18 protein-coding genes, 1 pseudogene and 2 other annotated features are annotated in these 20,749 nt (G+C 38.9%); of the genes and pseudogenes, 7 read left to right on the top strand and 12 right to left on the bottom strand.

Annotation, left to right across the window (positions count from 1 at the left end; genetic code table 11):
* Nucleotides 1–141 precede the first annotated feature (141 nt).
* Together NSQ71_RS01810 and NSQ71_RS01805 are read right to left on the bottom strand one after the other, a co-directional pair.
* Nucleotides 142–936, bottom strand: a complete 795-nt coding sequence (locus NSQ71_RS01810; protein WP_066247187.1) for an HAD family hydrolase — start codon at nt 934–936, stop codon at nt 142–144.
* A gap of 141 nt (nt 937–1,077) precedes the next feature.
* Nucleotides 1,078–2,148: a branched-chain amino acid aminotransferase gene (locus tag NSQ71_RS01805; RefSeq protein WP_063388219.1), complete on the bottom strand. Its 1,071-nt coding sequence runs from the start codon at nt 2,146–2,148 to the stop codon at nt 1,078–1,080.
* 185 nt (nt 2,149–2,333) lie between these two features.
* Nucleotides 2,334–2,586 (bottom strand) — a binding site (T-box leader).
* 54 nt (nt 2,587–2,640) lie between these two features.
* Nucleotides 2,641–2,890 (bottom strand) — a binding site (T-box leader).
* A gap of 188 nt (nt 2,891–3,078) precedes the next feature.
* Here NSQ71_RS01805 and NSQ71_RS01800 point away from each other — a divergent pair.
* Nucleotides 3,079–3,558: a ferritin family protein gene (locus NSQ71_RS01800; RefSeq protein WP_066247086.1), complete on the top strand. Its 480-nt coding sequence runs from the start codon at nt 3,079–3,081 to the stop codon at nt 3,556–3,558.
* A gap of 6 nt (nt 3,559–3,564) precedes the next feature.
* Here NSQ71_RS01800 and NSQ71_RS01795 read toward each other — a convergent pair whose 3' ends face one another.
* The 6 genes from NSQ71_RS01795 to NSQ71_RS01770 form a co-directional block, all read right to left on the bottom strand.
* A complete protein-coding gene (locus NSQ71_RS01795; RefSeq protein WP_340732564.1) occupies nt 3,565–4,980 on the bottom strand; it encodes an FMN-binding glutamate synthase family protein in 1,416 nt (471 codons plus the stop codon).
* Nucleotides 4,973–6,109, bottom strand: a complete 1,137-nt coding sequence (locus tag NSQ71_RS01790; protein ID WP_340732562.1) for a GerAB/ArcD/ProY family transporter — start codon at nt 6,107–6,109, stop codon at nt 4,973–4,975. The genes NSQ71_RS01795 and NSQ71_RS01790 overlap by 8 nt, the downstream gene beginning before the upstream one ends.
* A 26-nt stretch (nt 6,110–6,135) precedes the next feature.
* Nucleotides 6,136–7,332, bottom strand: a complete 1,197-nt coding sequence (locus NSQ71_RS01785; RefSeq protein ID WP_130158686.1) for a Ger(x)C family spore germination protein — start codon at nt 7,330–7,332, stop codon at nt 6,136–6,138.
* Nucleotides 7,333–7,457: 125 nt separating this feature from the next.
* A complete protein-coding gene (locus NSQ71_RS01780; RefSeq protein ID WP_339210880.1) occupies nt 7,458–8,321 on the bottom strand; it encodes a VOC family protein in 864 nt (287 codons plus the stop codon).
* Between the two features lie 29 nt (nt 8,322–8,350).
* Nucleotides 8,351–9,760: a sensor histidine kinase gene (locus NSQ71_RS01775; protein WP_339194025.1), complete on the bottom strand. Its 1,410-nt coding sequence runs from the start codon at nt 9,758–9,760 to the stop codon at nt 8,351–8,353.
* On the bottom strand, nt 9,750–10,448 hold the full coding sequence (locus NSQ71_RS01770) for a response regulator transcription factor (RefSeq protein ID WP_063388212.1): 699 nt from the start codon (nt 10,446–10,448) through the stop codon (nt 9,750–9,752). Before NSQ71_RS01770 ends, NSQ71_RS01775 begins: the two co-directional genes overlap by 11 nt.
* 175 nt (nt 10,449–10,623) lie before the next feature.
* Here NSQ71_RS01770 and NSQ71_RS01765 point away from each other — a divergent pair, with 175 nt between their 5' ends.
* Together NSQ71_RS01765 and NSQ71_RS01760 are read left to right on the top strand one after the other, a co-directional pair.
* A complete protein-coding gene (locus NSQ71_RS01765; RefSeq protein WP_327873193.1) occupies nt 10,624–12,060 on the top strand; it encodes an ABC transporter permease in 1,437 nt (478 codons plus the stop codon).
* 17 nt (nt 12,061–12,077) lie between these two features.
* Nucleotides 12,078–12,749 (top strand): ABC transporter ATP-binding protein, encoded by a 672-nt coding sequence (locus NSQ71_RS01760; RefSeq protein ID WP_144596857.1) that lies wholly within the window; start codon nt 12,078–12,080, stop codon nt 12,747–12,749.
* 150 nt (nt 12,750–12,899) lie between these two features.
* Here the strand turns inward: NSQ71_RS01760 and NSQ71_RS01755 are convergent, their stop codons facing one another.
* Nucleotides 12,900–14,099 (bottom strand): CynX/NimT family MFS transporter, encoded by a 1,200-nt coding sequence (locus tag NSQ71_RS01755; protein ID WP_094244975.1) that lies wholly within the window; start codon nt 14,097–14,099, stop codon nt 12,900–12,902.
* Nucleotides 14,100–14,262: 163 nt separating this feature from the next.
* On the opposite strand from NSQ71_RS01755, the gene NSQ71_RS01750 reads away from it, so the two are divergent.
* The 3 genes and pseudogenes from NSQ71_RS01750 (at nt 14,263) to NSQ71_RS01740 (ending at nt 17,696) form a co-directional block, all read left to right on the top strand.
* Nucleotides 14,263–14,907: an SDR family oxidoreductase gene (locus NSQ71_RS01750; protein ID WP_340732557.1), complete on the top strand. Its 645-nt coding sequence runs from the start codon at nt 14,263–14,265 to the stop codon at nt 14,905–14,907.
* Nucleotides 14,908–14,931: 24 nt separating this feature from the next.
* On the top strand, nt 14,932–15,930 hold the full coding sequence (locus NSQ71_RS01745; protein WP_144596861.1) for an LLM class flavin-dependent oxidoreductase: 999 nt from the start codon (nt 14,932–14,934) through the stop codon (nt 15,928–15,930).
* A gap of 282 nt (nt 15,931–16,212) precedes the next feature.
* A pseudogene (locus NSQ71_RS01740) lies at nt 16,213–17,696 on the top strand (peptide MFS transporter).
* A gap of 120 nt (nt 17,697–17,816) precedes the next feature.
* On the opposite strand, the gene NSQ71_RS01735 reads toward NSQ71_RS01740, so the two are convergent.
* The 3 genes from NSQ71_RS01735 to NSQ71_RS01725 all read right to left on the bottom strand — a co-directional run bounded on the left by NSQ71_RS01735 (nt 17,817) and on the right by NSQ71_RS01725 (nt 20,071).
* Entirely contained in the window at nt 17,817–18,341 is a 525-nt protein-coding gene (locus NSQ71_RS01735; protein ID WP_066247109.1) for a type 1 glutamine amidotransferase domain-containing protein, read from the bottom strand.
* 572 nt (nt 18,342–18,913) lie between these two features.
* Nucleotides 18,914–19,774: a fructosamine kinase family protein gene (locus NSQ71_RS01730; RefSeq protein ID WP_144596863.1), complete on the bottom strand. Its 861-nt coding sequence runs from the start codon at nt 19,772–19,774 to the stop codon at nt 18,914–18,916.
* 93 nt (nt 19,775–19,867) lie between these two features.
* Entirely contained in the window at nt 19,868–20,071 is a 204-nt protein-coding gene (locus NSQ71_RS01725; protein ID WP_063388739.1) for a hypothetical protein, read from the bottom strand.
* A gap of 221 nt (nt 20,072–20,292) precedes the next feature.
* On the opposite strand from NSQ71_RS01725, the gene NSQ71_RS01720 reads away from it, so the two are divergent.
* Complete coding sequence (locus NSQ71_RS01720) at nt 20,293–20,472, top strand: SE1832 family protein (protein ID WP_063388738.1); 180 nt, start codon at nt 20,293–20,295, stop codon at nt 20,470–20,472.
* The last annotated feature ends 277 nt before the right edge of the window (nt 20,473–20,749 follow it).

The following is a 20,749-nucleotide window of genomic DNA, read 5'->3' as shown; positions in this document are numbered from 1 at the left end:
CGGTGTTTATGATTTTTTGTTTTCAATGGCGATTTGATTTTCTAAGACAGCCCTTTCATAAAAAGCACGAATCTAAAAAAACTGGACTTCGGATGTTTTTTCATCCAGTCCAGCCTCAATTCTTTTCCTATCAAAATATTTCTATTCCTTTTTTAAATCCTCTAAAACCGTCAATAAATCTCTTAATTGGCTGATTTCATAGTCTGGAGTGACTTCTCCGCTAAGCTCCAACTGCTTTCGATTAATCCAAACAGACCGGATATTTGTCCGTGATGCCCCAAGTATGTCAGTGCTCAGTTTGTCTCCAACCATTACCACTTCATTGCTTTGAACACCCATTAAGTTTAGTGCGTGTTCAAAAATTGACGGATCAGGCTTACCTTTGCCGAACTCACCTGAAATGACAATATGCTCAAAATACGATGAGAGAGCAGAAACACTAGCAATCTTTTCTTTTTGCAGGCTTGGATCCCCGTTTGTTAAAAGAAGCAAACGATAGTTTTGTTTCAGCTGTTCTAATACTTCAAATGTATCTTCATATACGAGCGGTCTTTTGCGCCGTTCTGCATGAAAAAGCTCAGCCAGCTTTTCCCCGAATTCAGCATCATCTATACCGACCGCCTTCAAACCGTTCGTCCAAGCATCTTTTCTGTAAACAGGCGCCAATTGATTAAGCTTCCCAAACTGTTCGTGCACGATTTCGCTAAAATTCGCCCAAAGGCCTTCAAACGGATTGATGCCAATCATTTTTGTAAATGGATATGTTTCATAAGATTCATACAATTTTCTCGCTTCTTGACGAACCGCTTCCTCAAGCTGTTTTGAATCAACCCCGTATTGTTCTTCGGCTGTGGTACAAACATATTGGAATGTGTCGCTGACGCTTTTTTCATCCCAAAGAAGTGTATCATCTAAGTCAAAAAAAACAGCTTTAATCAATCATCTATCTCCTCTCCATATTCTGTTCCATTCTTACCTAAAAACAATTTTTTGACACTGCCAATATTTCTGATTCGAAAGCAAATAAAGATGGATGGCACCTTAATAAATTTTATTTGAAATCAATATAAAATTGAATTATACCTCTTTCGTCCAGCCGAACTTGTCTTCCGCTTTTCCGTATTGAATGTTCGTGATCGTTTCATAAAGCTTTTTAGAAAACTCGCCTGTTTCAGAATTATTCAATAGCATTTTATGCTCATTCCATTTCAGCTCTCCGACCGGCGAAATTACCGCTGCTGTTCCTGTTCCGAAAACTTCTTCCAATTCCCCGTTTTTGTAGGCATTGAAGATATCTTCTATTGAAATGCGTTCTTCATGCACCGGTACTCCCCAATCTTTCACTAGCTGGATAACGGAGTCTCTTGTTATACCGCTCAAAATGCTTCCGTTTAATTTTGGCGTGTACACTTCACCGTTGATTTTGAAGAAAATGTTCATGCTTCCAACTTCTTCAACATATTTATTTTCTTTTCCATCGAGCCAGAGCACCTGATCGTATCCTAATTCCTCCGCTTTTTTTTGGGCGTATAAGCTAGCTGCATAGTTTCCGGAAGTTTTAACATGACCAACTCCTCCCGGTACAGCGCGAACATATTCATCTTCAACATAAATTTTTACAGGAACGAGCTGACGGCCTGAATAGTAAGCTCCAACTGGCGACAGGATAATCATAAACTTGTATTCGCTTGCTGGTCTAACTCCTAAATATGGTTCCGTTGCAATGATGAACGGTCTGATATATAAAGAAGTGCCTTCTTTATTTGGAATCCAATCTCTTTCCACTTCAACAAGCCGCACAATGGCTTCCAATACTAGATCAGGGTCAATGGGCGGAATACACATTCGTTCGCAAGAGCGGTTCAATCGCTCTATATTTTTATCCGGTCTGAATAACAATGTGCGGCCGTCATTCGTTTTATAAGCTTTCAGCCCTTCAAAAATTGCTTGCCCGTAATGAAATACCATTGCTGACGGCGAGAGCACCAACGGTTCAAACGGCACTATACGAGGGGAATGCCACCCTTGCACCTTATTATAATCCAATATAAACATATGGTCTGTAAAATGTTTTCCAAATCCTAACGATTCAAGATCAGGCTTTTCTTTTAACCGGTCCGATTTAATAAATTCAATAACTTGATTCATGTTCATCCATCCTTTCTCATTATTTTAATTTTATTGTGCGCTGCTGACTAGACCTATTGGGTTGCCAATTTTTATTGAATGCTTGATTGGCTAAATCGGGCTTTTCTTTTAGCGGGCAGCATGGCGAAATAGCCAATTAAAAAAACATGCCCCAGCAATCACCAACGCATAAAACATCGGTTGATTGCTGGGGCGAGATGCTTCGCGGTACCACCCAGCTTCTCTGTATTCCTCACAGAATACAGACTCAGCAAGTCACACATAGATGACTTTCTTCGTAACGGAAGATCCGTTGTTTTATACTTTGGCAAAAAGCCATTTCTAAAACAAGGCTCCAAGGCGATCTTCAAAGAGAGATAACGGCTGGCCTTTCAGCCTATGGGTCAGCTCTCTAATACGTCATCGCTCTCTTCTACTGCTCCTTTTCCTCACCTTTTTCATATGAAATTATCAAAATAAAAACTCGCCTCAATCCAAAAAGAAATATTGGATTGTTGAGGCGAGTTATTCGCGGTACCACTCAACTTTTCTGTATTCCTCGCGAAATACAGACTCAGCAAGTCACGTACATGACTTTTCTTGATAACGGAAGAACCGTTGCTTTATACTTTAGCTTGCGCTATTTCTAAAACAAAGCTCCAAGGTGACCTTCAAAGAGTGGTGAACGACTGACCTTTCAGCCTGCGGGTCAGCTCTCTATGCGCCACCGGCCTCTTTTACTGCTCCTTTTCTTTGCTTTTCTTATCTGAAAATAATTTATTTAGTAAATAATTTTGAAAATGATTATATAACCTCTTTCGTTTTAAGTCAATAAGAATTTAGTTTTTAACAAAAATTTGTTTCCGACACGTCTCGATTTCACCCAATTCATCACTTTTTCTCTATATCTGAATAAACTGACATAAGAAAAATGAAAGGTGGGATATTTGCATGTATGCTAATACACATTATGTAAACTACTATTATCCAGTTTACGACCACAGCTTCATTAGACAAAATAGAAACAACAGCTCCATTGACAATATACTGAAGGCTATCTTAAACGGAATTTCTTCTGAAGCAAGTGCTATTGATTTTTACACAAGATTGGCAAAGGCGGCGGAAACTTCTGAACAGAGACAGGCAATTGAACATGCGCTAGAAGACGAAAAAATACATTTACGAACATTCACGCAGCTTTATCAAACATTAACAGGAAAAAAACCGGTTTATCAAACAAAAATAACTCGATTCCGAAATTTCCAAGAAGGTCTGCGGATCGCTTATGAACAAGAATTGGAAGCATATGAGACATACCGCGATAATTATTTATCTACACAAGATCCAATGATTCGAGATGCTTTCTTTAGAGCCATGACTGATGAAATTGAACATGCGTTAAGATTTAGCCACGTACTAAACAAGAAGTAGTCGAAATCAATTTTTGCTTCCAGTCATATGAGCGGTCTCATTTGGGTCAAATGCTAAAGGGACTTTTGTAATTTTACTTGTTGTTTCATCAAGTGCGACAAGATCACTTTTGTTCACATCATGAACATTTGTTTTCCCTAAACCTTTGACAGCGACCTGTATTTCTTCCGAAAATGACGTTAAAAAATTAGATAAATAATATGCTGCCTCCTCTTTATTAAATTGATCCGCCATTCTTCCCCTATAAAAGGCCAATACCGTCGGTGGCTCAAATGGTATTGTTTTTACGACCTGTGTATGCGTCATTGCCCATAAAGCAGCAGTTCCTATATAAACAGCGTCTGCTCCAAGCGCCAAAGCCTTCAATGCATCCCCGGGTGTATTGATTCCGCCGCCAATCAATAAGCTCACTTTTCCTTTCATTTCTCTTTTTGTTATATAGTGGACAGCCCTAGTCAATGCATAAATCGTCGGCAATCCGAAATCATCTTGTATGATCGGCGCCGATCCTTTTGTACCTGCCTGACCGCCATCAATCGAAATAAAATCCACACCTGCCAAAAGTCCGTATTCAATATCTTCTTCAAGCCTGTTGCTTGCACAAATTTTGATTCCGATCGGGACTCCTCCAGTGAGTTGTTTTAATTCTTTTACAACCTTTCTTAAATCGTTCGGACTGTTCCATTCATTGAATCTTCTTGGAATAACTGCGGTCTCATCCGGTTTTAAACCTAATATATCACGGGCTTTTCCTTGCAAAAATTCAGGTGAAATTCTTGCCGGGACAGCAGCTGAAGCTCCTTGCCCAATATGGATTTCCACAGCATCTGCCTGTTTTAATACATCTGCATTTTTCCCCCAATTCGCAGTGTGGTATTGAACGATCAAATGCTTTGCCCGTTCACGTTCCTCTTGCAAAAATCCCCCTTCACCAATGTTACAGGCTGTTCCGACAACGGCCGTTCCCCAGGCTTGGGCAATTCGAACTTGTTCGCTTACGCCAAGACCGTATGCCATCCCGCCAAGCAAAACAGGCATATCAATTGTGAGAGGTTTTTTGGCCAAGGGACCAATAACCGTTTTCATTTCCACTTTTGCGTCCTCTTTTGCAGGAAAAATTGCAAGTTGAGCGGGTGAAAAGACGAGCCCGTCAAAATTAAGAAATTTTCGCGGGCTACCAAACGGGCGGTCAATAATTTTCCCTTCTGCAGCCCTCAAGCTGTTCTCAACGACAATCCTTGGACTTATCCGCGTAAAGGCACTGACCATTTCCCATACATTTTCCATATAGGGATCACCCATGAGAATTTTTGTAAACGATGAAGTAGCTCTTTTAATAAGAGGGCGAATAGTTAATAACACGATCACATATGTCAGCAAGGGACTTAATAATAATGCGCCTATTACCAAAAATTCATTCATCCTTCATCGATCCTTTTGAATAAGGTTGTAGATGCTTTCTTTTTTGCCATTTGCCGCGAATGGCTATGATCACCAGCAATATACAAGGAATAATAATTAAAATCGGCAGCTCAATGAACAATGGAAGCTTTTCCTTTAAAAGTTCTTTTTTCTCGATCTCATTTTCCGCACTTACAATTGCAATGACAAAAATCATAATCGCTGCAGGCAGTATAAAAGGCTGGTGCTTTTGTTTTTTAAACAGCTCCGCCATTCCTACAACTCCTGCATAAAAAAAAATATTTAATTTTATGAAAAGGCCGATAAATAAAGTTAAAATGACAATCGGATCCATTCTCTGAAAAAAGTCGCCGACATTGATTTTTTGGGCTGTATCAAGCAAAGGAAGATCGGCTAATTCCGTTCCGTACACCCCAAGCACTGCAATAGTTAATGCAAAAGTCCATGAGACGGCCAAACCGCTGAATAAAACCGATAACGTTCCAATTCGCACACCGTTCTGAGGTTTGTTTAAGTATGGAAGTATCATGAAAAAGACAACCATTTCGCTATAAGAAATGATAGACGGAAACACCGCTTTGATTAAAGGAAATAAGCCATCTTCTAAAATTGGCAAAAGATGTATCGGATCAACAATTCCGGAGGCAAACACTAAAAAATTTCCCATTATCCCTAGAGTGATCATGATAAAGAAAAGCAGCTGGGCAACTCTTGCGAACACTTCAATTCCTAAAAAGCATGAATAAGAAATAAGTAAAACTCCAATCAATAAAACCACTTCAATAGGCGTTTCAGGCAAAAGATATTTAATCATGTTATCCCCAGTATCCCGCAATATAAAGCCGGCGATTAAGATAAAATAAAAATTATATATGATTGAAAGCACTGTACCAACAATTTTCCCTGTGTTTTCCAAAAATATTCCTGTCAAGGTGAGGTTTGGAAAACGATTATAAATTGGCCCGTAAATCAATAAAATAAGGAGAATGTTAATTCCGGAAACAACTAACACGGCGATCCAATTATTTTGCTTTACTTCCAATCCTAGCCCTGTGACAATCAGACTTCCAAATTGAAACAAAAATATAAATGAAAACATCTGTAACCCATCGATTTTTGCTTTTTCCATATGAAATTCCTTCCATTTCCCTGCTCTCAATCCTCCAGCTTGTTAAGCGGAGGATTGTTGATCGTGCCTGTTCTTCGTATTTTGACATCAACAGTAGTTTTTATTGGAAGTTCAGTGAACGTTTCCTTCCAATGTTTTTTTATTTTTTTCCAATTTTTATAATCGTCCCGATACAACGCTTTTCCAAAACCGAAAGCATCGACTCGGTAATCTTGCTGAACATTCGAAAGAACTTTTTCAACTTCTTGTTTTATTTCTTCTTCCGTCTTTTTTTCTATCTTTCTTATCGTTTTTGTATTTGTTATTGTGAGATGCTTGCATTGTACATCCGCTACATTTCCTTGAGCCTCTATATGAACTTCACCAACGGGATTGCCTTTATGCATTTTTGTTTTTAGCTGGCTTTTTGCAGAAAAAATGTCAATGCTTATCTTTCCGTCATTCTTGCATGAAATTTCTTCGATCGTCCGATGCACTTTGCCGATAATATAATGAAGTCCTCTGCTCTGTTGTTCATCCAGCCAGCCTATTAATCGGTCTTGGTGAAACAAAGCGATTCCTTTAAATTTTAATTTTGCTTCAGGGTCAATTTGTTCATAATTGGCTTTCGTTTCACCGACTTGCTGATTGCCTTCTACTGATATTCCTGTCAGTTTCACTTCGATCCCTTCGCTGCTTAAATCCGATAACAATTGATCAAGAGTTACAGATATTGTCGGCGCCCATTGCTTATCTGATAATTCAAGAGAATTAAAAAGCTGGTTCGCCGGGATATCTTCTAACGCTGTTAAAACTTTTAAAATATCCCCTGCCTTGGCATCCTTTGCAACAGTTATATAAAAATCTGTTCTCATTTCATGATCGCGTGACAAAAGATCAAGCACCTCCCCAATTCCCTCTTTTGCTAATTCCTCACCGATTACTAAAATCCGCAAATGAGACGAGTAAATTCTCCTTGGAACAGCAGTGGTCATTCGCCGTATAGCTTCAATGATGGTGTGACCTTTCTCTTGATAAGTCATAACAGGAGTTTTATCCCCTTTACTCATCAGCATGGCAATTTGACTAGGGTTTACTATTTGCGAGGTCACCACATACTGGTCTCCTTCTTTATCGATCCCTAAACCCACTTGAATGGCAATCGTGTTTAATTCTCTTCGGTTCCAGCAGCCGGATAACAACAACAAAACAACAGCAAATAAAAGCATCTTTTTGAATTTCATTTTTGCTTAACTCCAGCATTTTTATTTCTTGTTAATATTTGCATTTTTCGTTTTTTTATTCTTAATGCAAGAAAAATTTGCACAAAAAAAAAAGACGCCAATGCGTCCATGTTCATGATCGATTTTTAATGAGCTGTCGTTATTTCAATTTGATTTCCGGAAGGATCGATCGTGTATATTTTTCCATCTTTTTCAGTTATACGTGCATTTATTTCTTTTAATCTCTTGATCACCTGATCTTTTTCTTCCTTATTCGGCAAAATGATTGTGAACCATTTAAGCCCGACACTATTCTCAGGAGGCTTTGGAGCCCCTATACCGTTCCAAGTATTTAACGCAATATGGTGATGGTATTTGCCGCTAGAAATAAATAATGCATGAGATCCATATTTTGATGTCATTTGAAAACCGAGGCCTTTACAATAAAATTGTTCTGCTTCATCTAAATAGGCAACATGCAAATGAACATGACCAATAATGGTTGCTTCAGGCATCCCTTGCCAGCCCTCTGGATCTCTTTCAGAAAATAAATCGTTTATATCTAACGGAATCGTGTCCATCACAACTTGATTTTGATTCCATTCCCAATTCGCCGACTTTCGATCAGCATAAATTTCAATGCCGTTTCCATCCGGGTCTGCCAAATAGACCGCTTCACTGACCAAATGATCGGAAGCACCCTGCAGCGGATAGTTCATTTGAATGAGATGATAAAGGGCATTAGCTAAATCTTTCCTTTCCGGCAATAAAATGGCAAAATGATATAACCCTGTCGTCCGGACTTGTTTTCTTATGACATTATCCGGTTGTTCGACAATCAATAGCGGCTTCTTTCCATCAGCAGAAAAAACGACTTTATTTTCCTTTTGCTCTAATATTTTAAACCCCAATAAATTGTGGTAAAACGCAATAGATCTCTTAAGATCCTCCACTTTGATCGATACTCCCCCGATATATTTATTGGGCGAACGATGAAATTCAAGCTCCATGTATTATCCAATCCCTTCTACAAGATTCTTTAGCTTTTGACAGGCAGTTTAATCTCAAATTTCGTTCCTTTGCCTTTTTTACTTGTCACGTTGATTTCTCCTTGATGCAGGAGCACTAACTGCTTCACAATTGAGAGTCCTAACCCGAATTCCCCGTATTTATTGTTTGTTCTTGACAGATCTGCTTTGTAAAATCTCTGCCAAATGTTTTCAATTTCTTTTTCGTCCATTCCGATCCCGGTATCTTCGATTTCAATGATTGTTTCCTTATATCCAGGTTTCCCACGCAAAAATATTTTTCCGTTTTGTGTAAACTGAATGCTATTTTTAACAATATTGATCAAAATTTGAATGAGGCGATCATAATCAGCATAAATGATTTCATTTTCATCCGCTTCAATGATCATAATGTTATTTTTCTCCTCAGCTTGTGAAAGAAGCTGTTCCTTCACAATTTCAAACACATCAATTAACTGTATAGGTTCTATATTTAGCTTTACTTGATTCGACCGAATTTTTTCATAGTCCAAATTTTCATTAACTAGCCGAATCAGCCTTTTTGCCTCTTGGCTTACTAATTGAATGCCTCTTTCTTTTTCTTCTTCAGGAATCATATCGCTTTTTAATCCTTCAATGACACCGCTGATCGTTGTAAGAGGAGTTTTCAACTCATGAGAAACATCTGCAATAAACTGTCTCCTTCTTTTTTCAAGCCTGTTTATTTCCTCCTGAGAAGCTTTAAGCTTTTTTACCATTTCATTAAAGTCGCTTGCCAGTTCACCAATTTCATCGATTTTGGAGGCATTCACCTGGACGTCATAGTTTCCAGATGACACCATTGACGTTGCTTCACGAATCCTCTGAATTCTCCGAACATGCAGCTTCGATAAAAGACCGCTTAGCAAAAATGAAACCGTCAACGAAATTAAAATTGTATAAAATAAAAACTGATTAATGTCGCTGATGGTCTCTCTTGAACCGCTTATCGGCGAAACTAGGAGAACTCCTCCCATCAGCTCCCCGTTCACGATGAATGGCAAAGAAACGAAGGATACCGCCTGATCAAACCGTTTTAAATCTTGCTTGACCACGACAATTTTGCCATCCTCCAAACTCTCCCATTCTTTTTCTGACATTGTGAACCGCGGGAAAAAGCCAGCTTCCGGATAAAAAATTTCGCCTTGTTGATTAAACACACTGAACATAATATTTCGTGTCCTCAGCACCTGCCGGTATTGATCCAAAATCCGGTTTCCGCCCCAATTATCGCGGCTATAATCATGTAAAATGTTTTGGCCGTAGGCAATCAATTCTTCTACTTTATTTTGATAAACATAGTTTTCAACATATTTTGCAAAGGAAAAGCTCAAAATCAAGAATGCAATGACTAAAACTCCTATATGGCTAATAAGCAGCTGATACATATATTTAAGTTTCATCGTGCTTCACCGATTCGTCGAATTTATATCCCACCCCCCAAACCGTGTGAAGGAAGTTTTGCGCTTCAGGCCCGAGCTTCTTTCTCAGCCTTTTCATGTGGACATCAACTGTTCTTTCATCCCCGTAAAATTGATACCCCCATATACTTTCCAGCAACTGCTCTCTCGTAAATACTTGGCGCGGATGTGTGAGAAAATGATAAAGGAGGTCAAACTCTTTTGGAGTTAGGTTATTAATCGATTGTCCTTTAAAATACGCTTCTCTTGCATCTTTGTCCACTTTAAAGTGTTTGGTTGTCACAATGTTTTTTTGACGAGGTTCTTGCTTGTTATATCTTCTCGCCACTGCCTTTATTCTCGCCATTAGTGCAATCGGGCTAAACGGTTTCGTGACATAATCATCGGCTCCCATTTCAAGTCCGATCACTTGATCGGATTCACTGTCTTTAGCGGTCAGCATGATGATCGGAACGGAGTGTTCTTCTTCTCTTAATTTTCTGCAAAGCGTGACTCCATCCATTCCGGGAAGCATCCAATCGATGATGAGCAAGTCCCAATTGCCACTCTTAGCGGATTGGTAGCCTTCAAGTCCATCATGGACAAATTCCCCTTCAATCCCTTCCTTTATAAAAAACATATTTAGCATCGAACAGACGCTTTCATTATCTTCGATCACTAAAATTTTCATTTCTCTTCCTCCCGCTAAAACAACTCTTATTTTCAAGATAAACGAGTAAAGAAAGGGAAGCAACTACTTCAACTTCTCTTTTAAAAAATTAAACTTTCGAACATAGATTTTTCATAAATTGTTCATATGTTTCCAATATGCTTATCGTTGACAATCACGAAGGAGGTAAGATTAGATGAATTTTTTTAAAAGGTCGTTGTTAAGCGTATGGGCTAGAAAAGGAAAGAGCCTTTTACAACTGTTTATTTTCACCATCATTTGCTTACTTGTCCTTTCCGGTCTGGCGATCGAAAGTGCAGCAAAGAAAGCCAGTGATTTAGCGAAGGAAAAGCTGGGAGGAGAAGTGACCTTGCAGATGGATATGGAAAAAATGCGGAATCAGCAGCAATCGGAAGGTGAACGGACGAGGTTTCAGCTTGAACCCATTCCGGTAAAATCGGCAGAAGAATTATCTACATACTCAGAAGTAAAAGGTTATAACTTATATTCGTCGACAAACGGAATTGCTGAAGACTTTGATCCAATTGAAAATGAAGACACAAGTGATTCGGATGAGGAAACAGAAAACAGAGGTCCCTTTGGGGAAAATGGAAATCCAATGTTTCAATCTGATGTCAGTCTGCAAGGCGTCGTTTTTACTGATGCTGTCGAAGAATTTATGAACGGAGATTCTACATTGGTAGAAGGTGAACATATTACCGATCAATCATTAGGAAAAAATGTTGTGGTCATCGAAAAAACATTGGCGGATGAAAACGACTTAACTGTCGGTGATACGATTACGGTAAAAGGTGCCAATGAAGAGGAAAAAACGATTGAATTAAAAATCATTGGCATTTATGAGACAACCACAAACGAACAAGATCAAGGAATGAATTTTTCTTTTATGAACCCTTACAACAAATTGTACGTTCCATATACTGTCGCGAACACACTGAAAGGTGAAGACTATGAAAATACCATTGACCGCGCTGTTTATTACATGAAAGATCCCGCGAAAATAGACTCGTTTATTCAAAAAGCGAAGAAAAATTCGAGCATAGACTTCGATACATTCAAGCTTGATGCAAATGATCAGCTATACAATCAAATGGTCGGACCAATCAACAATGTCGCGTCATTTTCAAAAAATGTCGTTTACTTAGTGACGATTTCAGGGGCTGTCATTCTTGGACTGATTGTCATGCTGTCAATCCGCGAACGGAAATACGAGATGGGTGTTCTTCTTTCTCTTGGGGAGAAAAGATGGAAGCTCATCGGTCAATTTGTCGCAGAAATATTGATTGTAGCCGTTCTCGCCATCGGAATTTCAAGCGCATGCGGAAATGTGGTGGCCGGCAAGATCAGCGATCAATTATTAGCGCAAGAGCTGGCCCAGCAAGAGCAGATGAATACACCTCCATCCTTTCGACCAGGTATGGGAGGCAGTGTAGGAATGAGAGGGCAAGCAGCTAACGTGGAAACAATTGATGACTTAGAAATCGCAATAACACCGAAAGATTTGGGCATGCTGTCGTCTATCGGAATGTTAATTGCCGTTTTATCATCATTTATTCCATCGCTGTCCGTTTTGCGGCTGCATCCGAAGGTGATTTTAACTAAACAAGACTAAGAAAAGAAGGGGATCAAATGAGTGCATTGTTGAAATTTCAAGATGTTAGCTATTGGTATAGCAGAGATCAAAAAAAAGTAGAAATCTTAAAAAAGATCAATATTGATTTTGAAAAAGGTACATTTTACACAATTACTGGTCCAAGCGGTGCGGGAAAATCCACATTTTTAGCTCTTGCCGGTGCTCTTGATTCTCCAAAAGAAGGGGCTATTTTATACGAGGGCAAGGATTTAAAAAAAATCGGCTATTCCAAATTTCGCAATCAATACGTCTCAATCGTCTTTCAATCATACAACCTGCTTCCTTATATGACAGCATTGCAAAACGTCGTTGCGGCAATGGAAATAACGAAATCCTCTAAAAAGCCATATAAACAATTTGCACTAAAAACATTAGAACAAATGGGGATTTCGCAGGACCAAGCAAAGCAAAAAGTACTGACACTAAGCGGAGGACAACAGCAAAGAGTTTCCATTGCCCGCGCTCTTTGCTGCGAATCGCAATTAATTGTCGCGGATGAACCAACAGGAAACTTGGATGAGCAAACATCTAAAGAAATCGTCCGCATTTTTCAAGATTTAGCACATCAAGAGGGAAAATGCGTCATCATGGTGACGCACGATTTAACAATTGCATCCATCGCCGATGTGAACATTCATTTATCAAATGGAACCTTCCAAATACAATAAAAAGCTTGGGGTTGTCCAAAAAGTCAATTCCCCATTGAAAACAAACAATCATAAACACCGATATATCAACGTTTCTAAAACATTAAAAGGGGCAGTCAATAAGCCGAAAAAACGACTTTGAACTGCCCCGGCTTTTTATTTAGTTTCTTTTTACACATACTTATTTCGTCCGGCATTCAATCCAGCAATGATCATCAAAACACAGACAGCAATAAACAATAAAATGGGCACCACCCACGAATGAGTTTTGTCATACAAAACGCCAATTAAAATGGGCCCAAAAGCAGCAAGCAAATAACCAATTGATTGCGCCATTCCCGATAAAGCGGAAGCTTGCTCGGAGCTTCTTGTTCTTAAACCAAATAGCGCTAATACGAGCCCAATGCTTGCCCCTTGTCCAATACCGATTAAAATAATCCAAAAGACAATCAGTAAAAGAGGCCCGCCATACAATAATCCAACGAGACCTGCTAAATAAATAGCTCCTAAAACCGCTACAATTCGCCTTTGATCTGCATATTTGTCCGACAGTGCCGGAGCGACAAATGTTGCCGGCAAGCCAGCAATTTGCACAAGAAACAGCATCCAACCAGCTGTTGAAGCACTTAATCCGTCCGCCTGCAAAATTTCAGGAAGCCATGCAACCATACTATAAAATAAGAACGATTGAAGACCCATAAAAAATGTGACTTGCCATGCCAGCGGCGACCGGAGCAAAAAACCATTTGAAATATGTTCAATTGGCGGTTTCGCGGATCTCTGTTTTCCACTAATTAATGGAAACCATAAACATATCGCCACAATTGCTAAAATTGCCCAAAATAATAAGGCATTTTTCCATCCAAATTTTAATCCTTCCGACAACGGAATTGCTAAACCGGAAGCGATCCCTGCAAGCATACCCATAGCTGTTGAATAAACGCTTGTCATCAGTCCGATTTTATCCGGGAACCGTTCTTTTACAATACCCGGAAGAAGCACATTTCCAATGGCAATGCCTACTCCAATCAATACAGTTCCTAAAAGCAGACCGATCATCGCTCCGAATGTTCGAATAATCATTCCTGCAAGAAGCACGACTAACCCAGCAAAAATCGCCGTTTCATTTCCATATCGGCTTGCAAATTTCGGAGCTAATGGCGAAAGAACCGCAAAAACGATTAACGGGATAGTCGTTAGTAAACCCGCAACCCCGTTGGAGATTCCGAGATCTTCACGAATATAACCGATGAGCGGTCCGACCGAAGTAATAGCAGGACGCAAATTAAAAGCAGCAAAGATGATTCCAACTATCAAGAGCATTTTTTTAATAGAAATTTCTTTTTCTGCCCTTACCGTATAGCGTTCCATACTCACCCCTCCTTTACCCCCTTGAACATCTTAAAAGTCAATTATTAATATACTAATCCCCATCGATGGGAAAATCAACCACATACCATGTATCGATCATTTGAGAAAACAGACAGCTTCTGGAATAATGTTAATAAACGATGTTTGAAAGGAGAGTCCGTTTATGGAAATTGTTGTAGTTGGCGCCAATGGAAAAATCGGAAAAATTCTTGTTCAGTTATTAAAAGAAAGCAACGAGCACACAGTGAAAGCAATGATTCGCAACGAAAACCAAAAAGAATATTTTGACTCGATCGGAGTCAAGACGGTTTTAGCTGATTTGGAAGGCACAGTCGATCAGATCGCCGAGGCGATCAAAGGTGCGGAAGGGATCGTCTTTACCGCTGGTTCAGGCGGACATACAGGTGCAGATAAAACTCTTTTAGTCGATCTAGACGGTGCCGTAAAAACAATTGAAGCAGCAGAAAAGGCAGGCGTTCAACGGTTTATAATGGTCAGCGCTCTGCAAGCCCATAATAGACAAAATTGGAACGAAAAGATTAAACATTATTATGTTGCCAAGCATTATGCCGACCGTTTCCTTGTCCAAAGCCGTTTAAACTATACAATTGTCCGGCCGGGGGCGCTATTGGATGAGAAAGGAACCGGAGAAATAAAAATTGCCGAAAATCTTGAAAGAGCCGCCATTCCAAGAGAAGATGTGGCTTCGGTTATTTTTGCATCAATAACGGAGAAAAACACTTTTCGCCGCTCATTTGATCTTGTCTCAGGAAACACCCCGATTCGCGAAGCATTAAAAAATTTTTAATATACGAAGAAAGGTTGGCGAATAATGCAGGTTAGCATTTTAGACCAAGCACCGATTTTGAACAACTCAACAGCAAAAGAGGCGTTGGAGCAATCCATTCAACTGGCCGTATTGGCGGAAAAACTAGGCTATACCCGCTACTGGATTGCGGAGCATCACAATCTTTCTGGACTTGCCTGCTCCGCTCCAGAAATTATGCTCCCAGTTATAGGGGCAAAAACAAAATCGATTCGCATCGGGTCAGGCGCAACGCTTCTCCCCCACTATAAGCCGTATAAAGTTGCGGAAATGTTTAATATGCTGGCAACATTATTTCCTAACCGCATTGATCTTGGGATCGGGCGCGCCCCCGGAGGAGACGCTCAATCAAGCATTGCGTTATCCGGCAATTATCTCGAAAATGTAAAAAACATGCCGAAAACCGTTCAAGAGCTGCTTCATTTTTTATATAATGACTATCCAAAAAATGAATTATTTTCGAGCATCTCAGCCTCTCCTTTGCCAAATATTCCTCCTGAACCTTGGATCCTTGGCACAAGCATAAAGAGCGCCTTTTTAGCAGCTGAAAACGGCATTTCCTATGCATTTGGCCAATTTATGAGCAATGAAGACGGGCGGCAAATTATTCAAACATATAAAAATCAGTTCCAGAAAAAAAGAAAACAGCAGCCAAAGACAATTGTCACAGTCTCGGCAATATGCGCTGAAACTAACGAAAAAGCGGAGCAAATTGCCTTCAGCAGCTTTTTATGGAATCTTCAGCATCATAAAGGAAAAACACTTGATTTTCCATTAAAAGAAGAAGCAAAGCAGCAATTGCTGAATTCAGATGAATTTCAACAGTTTCAAAAGAATATGATCATTGGCGATCCAACATTTGTCGTTCACCGTTTATATGAATTAAAAAATTGGTATGAAGCAGATGAAATGATGATCATAACAATAACTGGAAGCTATGAAGAACGCACAAAATCGTATCAATTGATAGCAGAGGAAATAAATAGAAAGAAATCTTATCGTTAATATCATCAATATGACCATGGATAAAATCGGTTTAACCTATATGGGAACCGATTTTTTCTTTTTCCAATCCCCCATTTCATATTGTATCCTCCTCTTTTTTTAAAAATTCCCTAACTTACAACTGTTTCAAATATTATATATATATATAATTTTATGCATTTAACAGTTGACGTTTTAATTATATTAAAATATTATTTAAAGAGCGGTAGGACGGTTATTTTTTATTTTCGGACAATTCAAAACATCTTAAAAATTATATAAAAATAATGGAGGTTTATTTTTATGATAACAAAAGAGCAGATTGTCCAAAGCCTTCCGCAAAAAGGTTTTTTTGGACATCCAAAAGGATTATTTACGCTGTTTTTTACGGAGTTTTGGGAACGTTTTTCCTATTACGGAATGAGAGCAATACTTCTTTATTATATGTATTATGAAGTTTCTAAAGGCGGTTTGGGAATAGATGAAGCTACCGCTGCATCGATTATGGCGATCTACGGTTCTCTCGTGTATATGTCGGGAACGATTGGAGGATGGATTGCAGACCGCCTGTTAGGGACAAGCAAAACTGTTTTTTACGGCGGAATTTTAATCATGCTCGGCCATATCGTCTTATCCTTCCCTGGAAATATTGAAGCTTTATTCATTTCCATGACGCTGATTGTTCTTGGTACTGGACTTTTAAAGCCGAATGTATCAAGGTCGGCGATCTTTATGCAGATAACGATGCCCGCCGCGATTCAGGGTTTAGTATTTTTTATATGGGTATTAATTTAGGTGGATTTTTAGCTCCCATTATTGTTGGAACTTTAGGACAAGGATATAATTTCCATCTTGGCTTTGCTCTTGCTGCTATTGGTATGTTTTTTGGGCTTTTGACATTTGTCCTAACAAAAAAGAAAAACCTTGGTCTCGCCGGAACACAGGTGCCTAACCCATTACAACCGGAAGAACGAAAAAAAGTATTCACTATTTTCGGCATCGGCGCTTTAGTAATTATCGCCTTTTTAGCTGTCACCATCCCTGCAGGACTTTTGACTATAAATAGCTTTACTATGATTGTCAGCATCCTCGGAATTGTAATACCTGCATGTTATTTTATATTTATGTACCGGAGTCCTAAAACAACAGAAGTGGAGCGTTCGCGTGTAATTGCTTACATTCCGCTCTTTATTGCCGCAGTAGTTTTTTGGGCTATTCAAGAACAAGGGGCTATTATTTTAGCCACTTATGCAGATAAGCGCACCCAATTATCCTATGCAGGACTTGAACTGCAATCATCATGGTTTCAATCATTGAACCCTTTATTTATCATCTTTTTGGCGCCGGTTTTTGCATGGTTTTGGGTGAAGCTTGGAAAGCGTCAGCCATCAACACCGAGCAAGTTTGCATTCGGACTTATTTTTGGCGGTCTATCATTTCTAGTTATGATCATTCCTGCTTATGTAAACGGTACTGAGTCATTAGTTAGCCCTTTATGGCTCGTACTAAGCTTCTTCCTTGTTGTAATCGGAGAGCTGTGCTTGTCCCCAGTAGGACTTTCAGCAACTACAAAGCTTGCTCCAGCGGCTTTTTCAGCGCAAACAATGAGCCTATGGTTTTTAACTAGTGCAGCCGCTCAAGCCATTAATGCCCAGCTTGTAAAATACTACACAGTTGAAACAGAAATTGTTTATTTTGGCATTATTGGCATGATTTCAATTATTCTTGGCCTTATTTTATTCTTCATGGCACCTATGATTAAACGTTTGATGAAAGATGTTCTATAATAAAGTCTTGCTGCATGATAAAAACCTGCCTGTTCAAACATAAACAGGCAGGTTTTTTGCCATATATGAAGTTTGTTTTTGCCAAAATCACTCAGCAAAAAATTTTGAATTTCTCTCCGCTTACTTTGATACTTTATCCAAAAGCTTCAATGATTCTCTATTAAATGCTTCTAAGTCAGCAGGTGTGCGGCTTGTAACCAATTGGTTTTGGCACACGACAACTTCTTCGTCATGATAGTTGGCGCCTGCATACTCCATATCTACGCGAATTGATTTATAGCCAGTTGCATCCCGACCTTCCAATGCTTTTGCCGAAATTAGCAGCTGAGGTCCATGACAAATAGCAAATACCGGTTTTTTCGCATCCATCATAGCTTTTACAAAAGAAACAAAACGGTCATCCGCACGCAAAATGTCCGGCGAGAAACCTCCCGGCAAAAGAAGTGCATCAAAATCGTCCGGTTTTACATCATCAATCGAATAGTCAATTTTAACTTCCGCTTCACCTTTTTTTCCTTTAACTTTTTTGCCAGCTTCTTTTTCAATTGTGACCACTTCATGACCTGCTGATTGAAATGCTTCTGCAGGACTTGTGAACTCACTGTCTTCGAACAAGTCTGTAATAAGAGTAGCTACTTTTGCCATGTGATCAACTCCTTTATTTTAGATTATCATAAAAAATTTTGTGGAAACATTTATTTGCTTCATATATTATTATCAATTACCTATATTACTAATCAAACGTTTGTTTAACAATAAATATGATTGCCAAAATCAGCAGTCTCGCAATGCGGCTGCCTTCATCGGCGTTTAGAGGCGGAATTTTTCAGATAAATCGAATCAACCGAGACAAAATGGACCAAGCAAGCTATTAAGCCTGTTTCATTTGTCTTCAATATAGAAATACTGTCAGCTTCAAGTCCTTGTATTTTGATGCTGAGTTCAGTATTCCAACCTCTTTCAGCTAATAAACCGAATGCGCCGGGCAGCGAAGCTTTGACATTACAGTTGAATTAGAAAATGAAAACGTTCGTTTATAAATTTATTTGAGAAGAGCGGGCTTTTAAATAAGAATTTCGGGGAGGGACGACAACTATCTTTTCTTTCTGGAAGAAAACATTTGATCGTTTGCACAATTAGGGAGTTGCAAGCTCTTAAAACGAAGGGAAACAGTTGTCTAAACCGAAAAAACTAACGGTTCTCAGTCCTCATCTTTTTTAAACATACATTTTTAATATGCGGTCTACTGCTCCACCATATGATTCCCCAAACAAATTCAGATGGACAAGCAAATAATAAAGCTGGTACAAAGGCTTGATTTCCTCATATCTTTCGGAAAGAGGGTAATATTCTTCATATGAGCGGTAAAAATCTTGGGAAAAGCCGCCAAATAATTCGGTAAAGGCAATTTCAAAATGGCGATCTCCATACATTACGGACGGATCAATTAAAAATGGTTCCCCATTCGGTCCAACTATCCAATTCCCTCCCCATAAATCGCCGTGTAAAAGAGAAGCCTCCACGTTTGCTGGAATCCATTCATGCAAGCGATTAAGGAGAGTTTCCAATCTTTTTCCACGTTCACCACGTATATAATTTTTCTTGATTCCTATTTCCATTTGTCCGCTTAAACGGTAGTCCCGATAGTATTCAAGCCAAGATGACATAAGGCGGTTTCTTTGAGGCAGCGTTCCAATATATGTATTTTTCGAATATCCGTGATATACAAAATGGCTTTTGTGTAAAGCTGCCAGCTTTTGGCCTAACAGCTTTTCTGTATTATCATCTTTTTTACCGTTCACCCATTCCATGATCAAAAATCCCTCGTTGGAATTCTCGGAGTAAGCAAACACCTTCGGTACGCGCACGGTGTTAGTATCCCTAATCAGTTGAAGCCCTTCCGCTTCCAGACGGAAAAAATCTTCGGGAGCTTCTAAATTGTACTTTAAAAAATACGTTTGGTTTTCTGTCTGTACAAAATAGCTTTCGTTAATATCACCTCCGCTTACTTTCCGAATGTTTTCGATTACTCCAAAATCTCCAGCAGTCCTTAATGCTTCCGCTATAATTTTTTTCATCCTGCCTCCTCTTTTTCTTTTTTTACTTATCTTTTCATAAATCATATATCTTTTGCAACGAAATCAACAAAGCAGCCTTTATTAATTGAAAAGTTATTTTTCTTTAGATTTCATTGTTCCAACAATAAAATATTCAAGAGCTTTTACATCTTCTATTAATTTTCTCCGTAATTGTTGATATGTTTCAAAAGATTGGTAGTCTAAATGATGATTTTCTTCAAACATTGTGCACAAATCGTTAAAGTTTTTGTAGATTCGGTCAAAATTTTTTTCCATCAGCACCAAAACATTTTTCATTCTCCTTTTCCTACTCCTTTTCCAAAAACCCCTTAAAAGAGACGGCGCAAAAATTCTCCTTATTTTATTTCGGAAAAAATAATTATATTTTCGACTCTTTCATAAATAATAGTTACTTCTCATACATTTTTAGTTGGAATCACTCATATCGTGTAAGGCGTCATTCCGACATTCATGATAAAATGGTAAAAAGGAAATCAGATACATTGGAGTGAATATTGATGACAAAACAAGAAATTGAACAAAGAATCGCCGAATTAAAATCTGACTATATCCGCATTCAAGGGGACATCGAAAAGCTTGAATCAGTCGGAGGAAATATAGAAAAAGCGGAACAGCAGCTTACGGAAATTGAAAACGAGTTGGCCAATCTTAGAACGGCGCTGAACAAGCAGCGTTAACACCAAGATCAAATTCCGCTGTCCGTTTCCTTTCATAATCATTTTCATTGATCCATTGGATGGGAAAAAAGAAGGTTCTGTGTGGTTTTATCCCCTCCAGGTGGAAAGTAAAAAAAGTGTTCTTAGGAGTCTGCCGGAGAGGGGATTTTTTATGGTGAAAAATCAAACATGTAACTCATATTCAGAAGATCTGAAGCGTGAATCGTTCGTTTGAAATGAAAGGAGGCTCCCTTATCGGCAACTTCATGAACATTTTGGAATTAAGCGGCATACGCAA

Source organism: Aeribacillus sp. FSL M8-0235 (genome assembly GCF_038000355.1).
GTDB lineage: Bacteria > Bacillota > Bacilli > Bacillales > Aeribacillaceae > Aeribacillus > Aeribacillus composti.
Note: the sequence above shows the minus strand (reverse complement) of the source record. Positions and strands in the feature narration are given on the sequence as shown.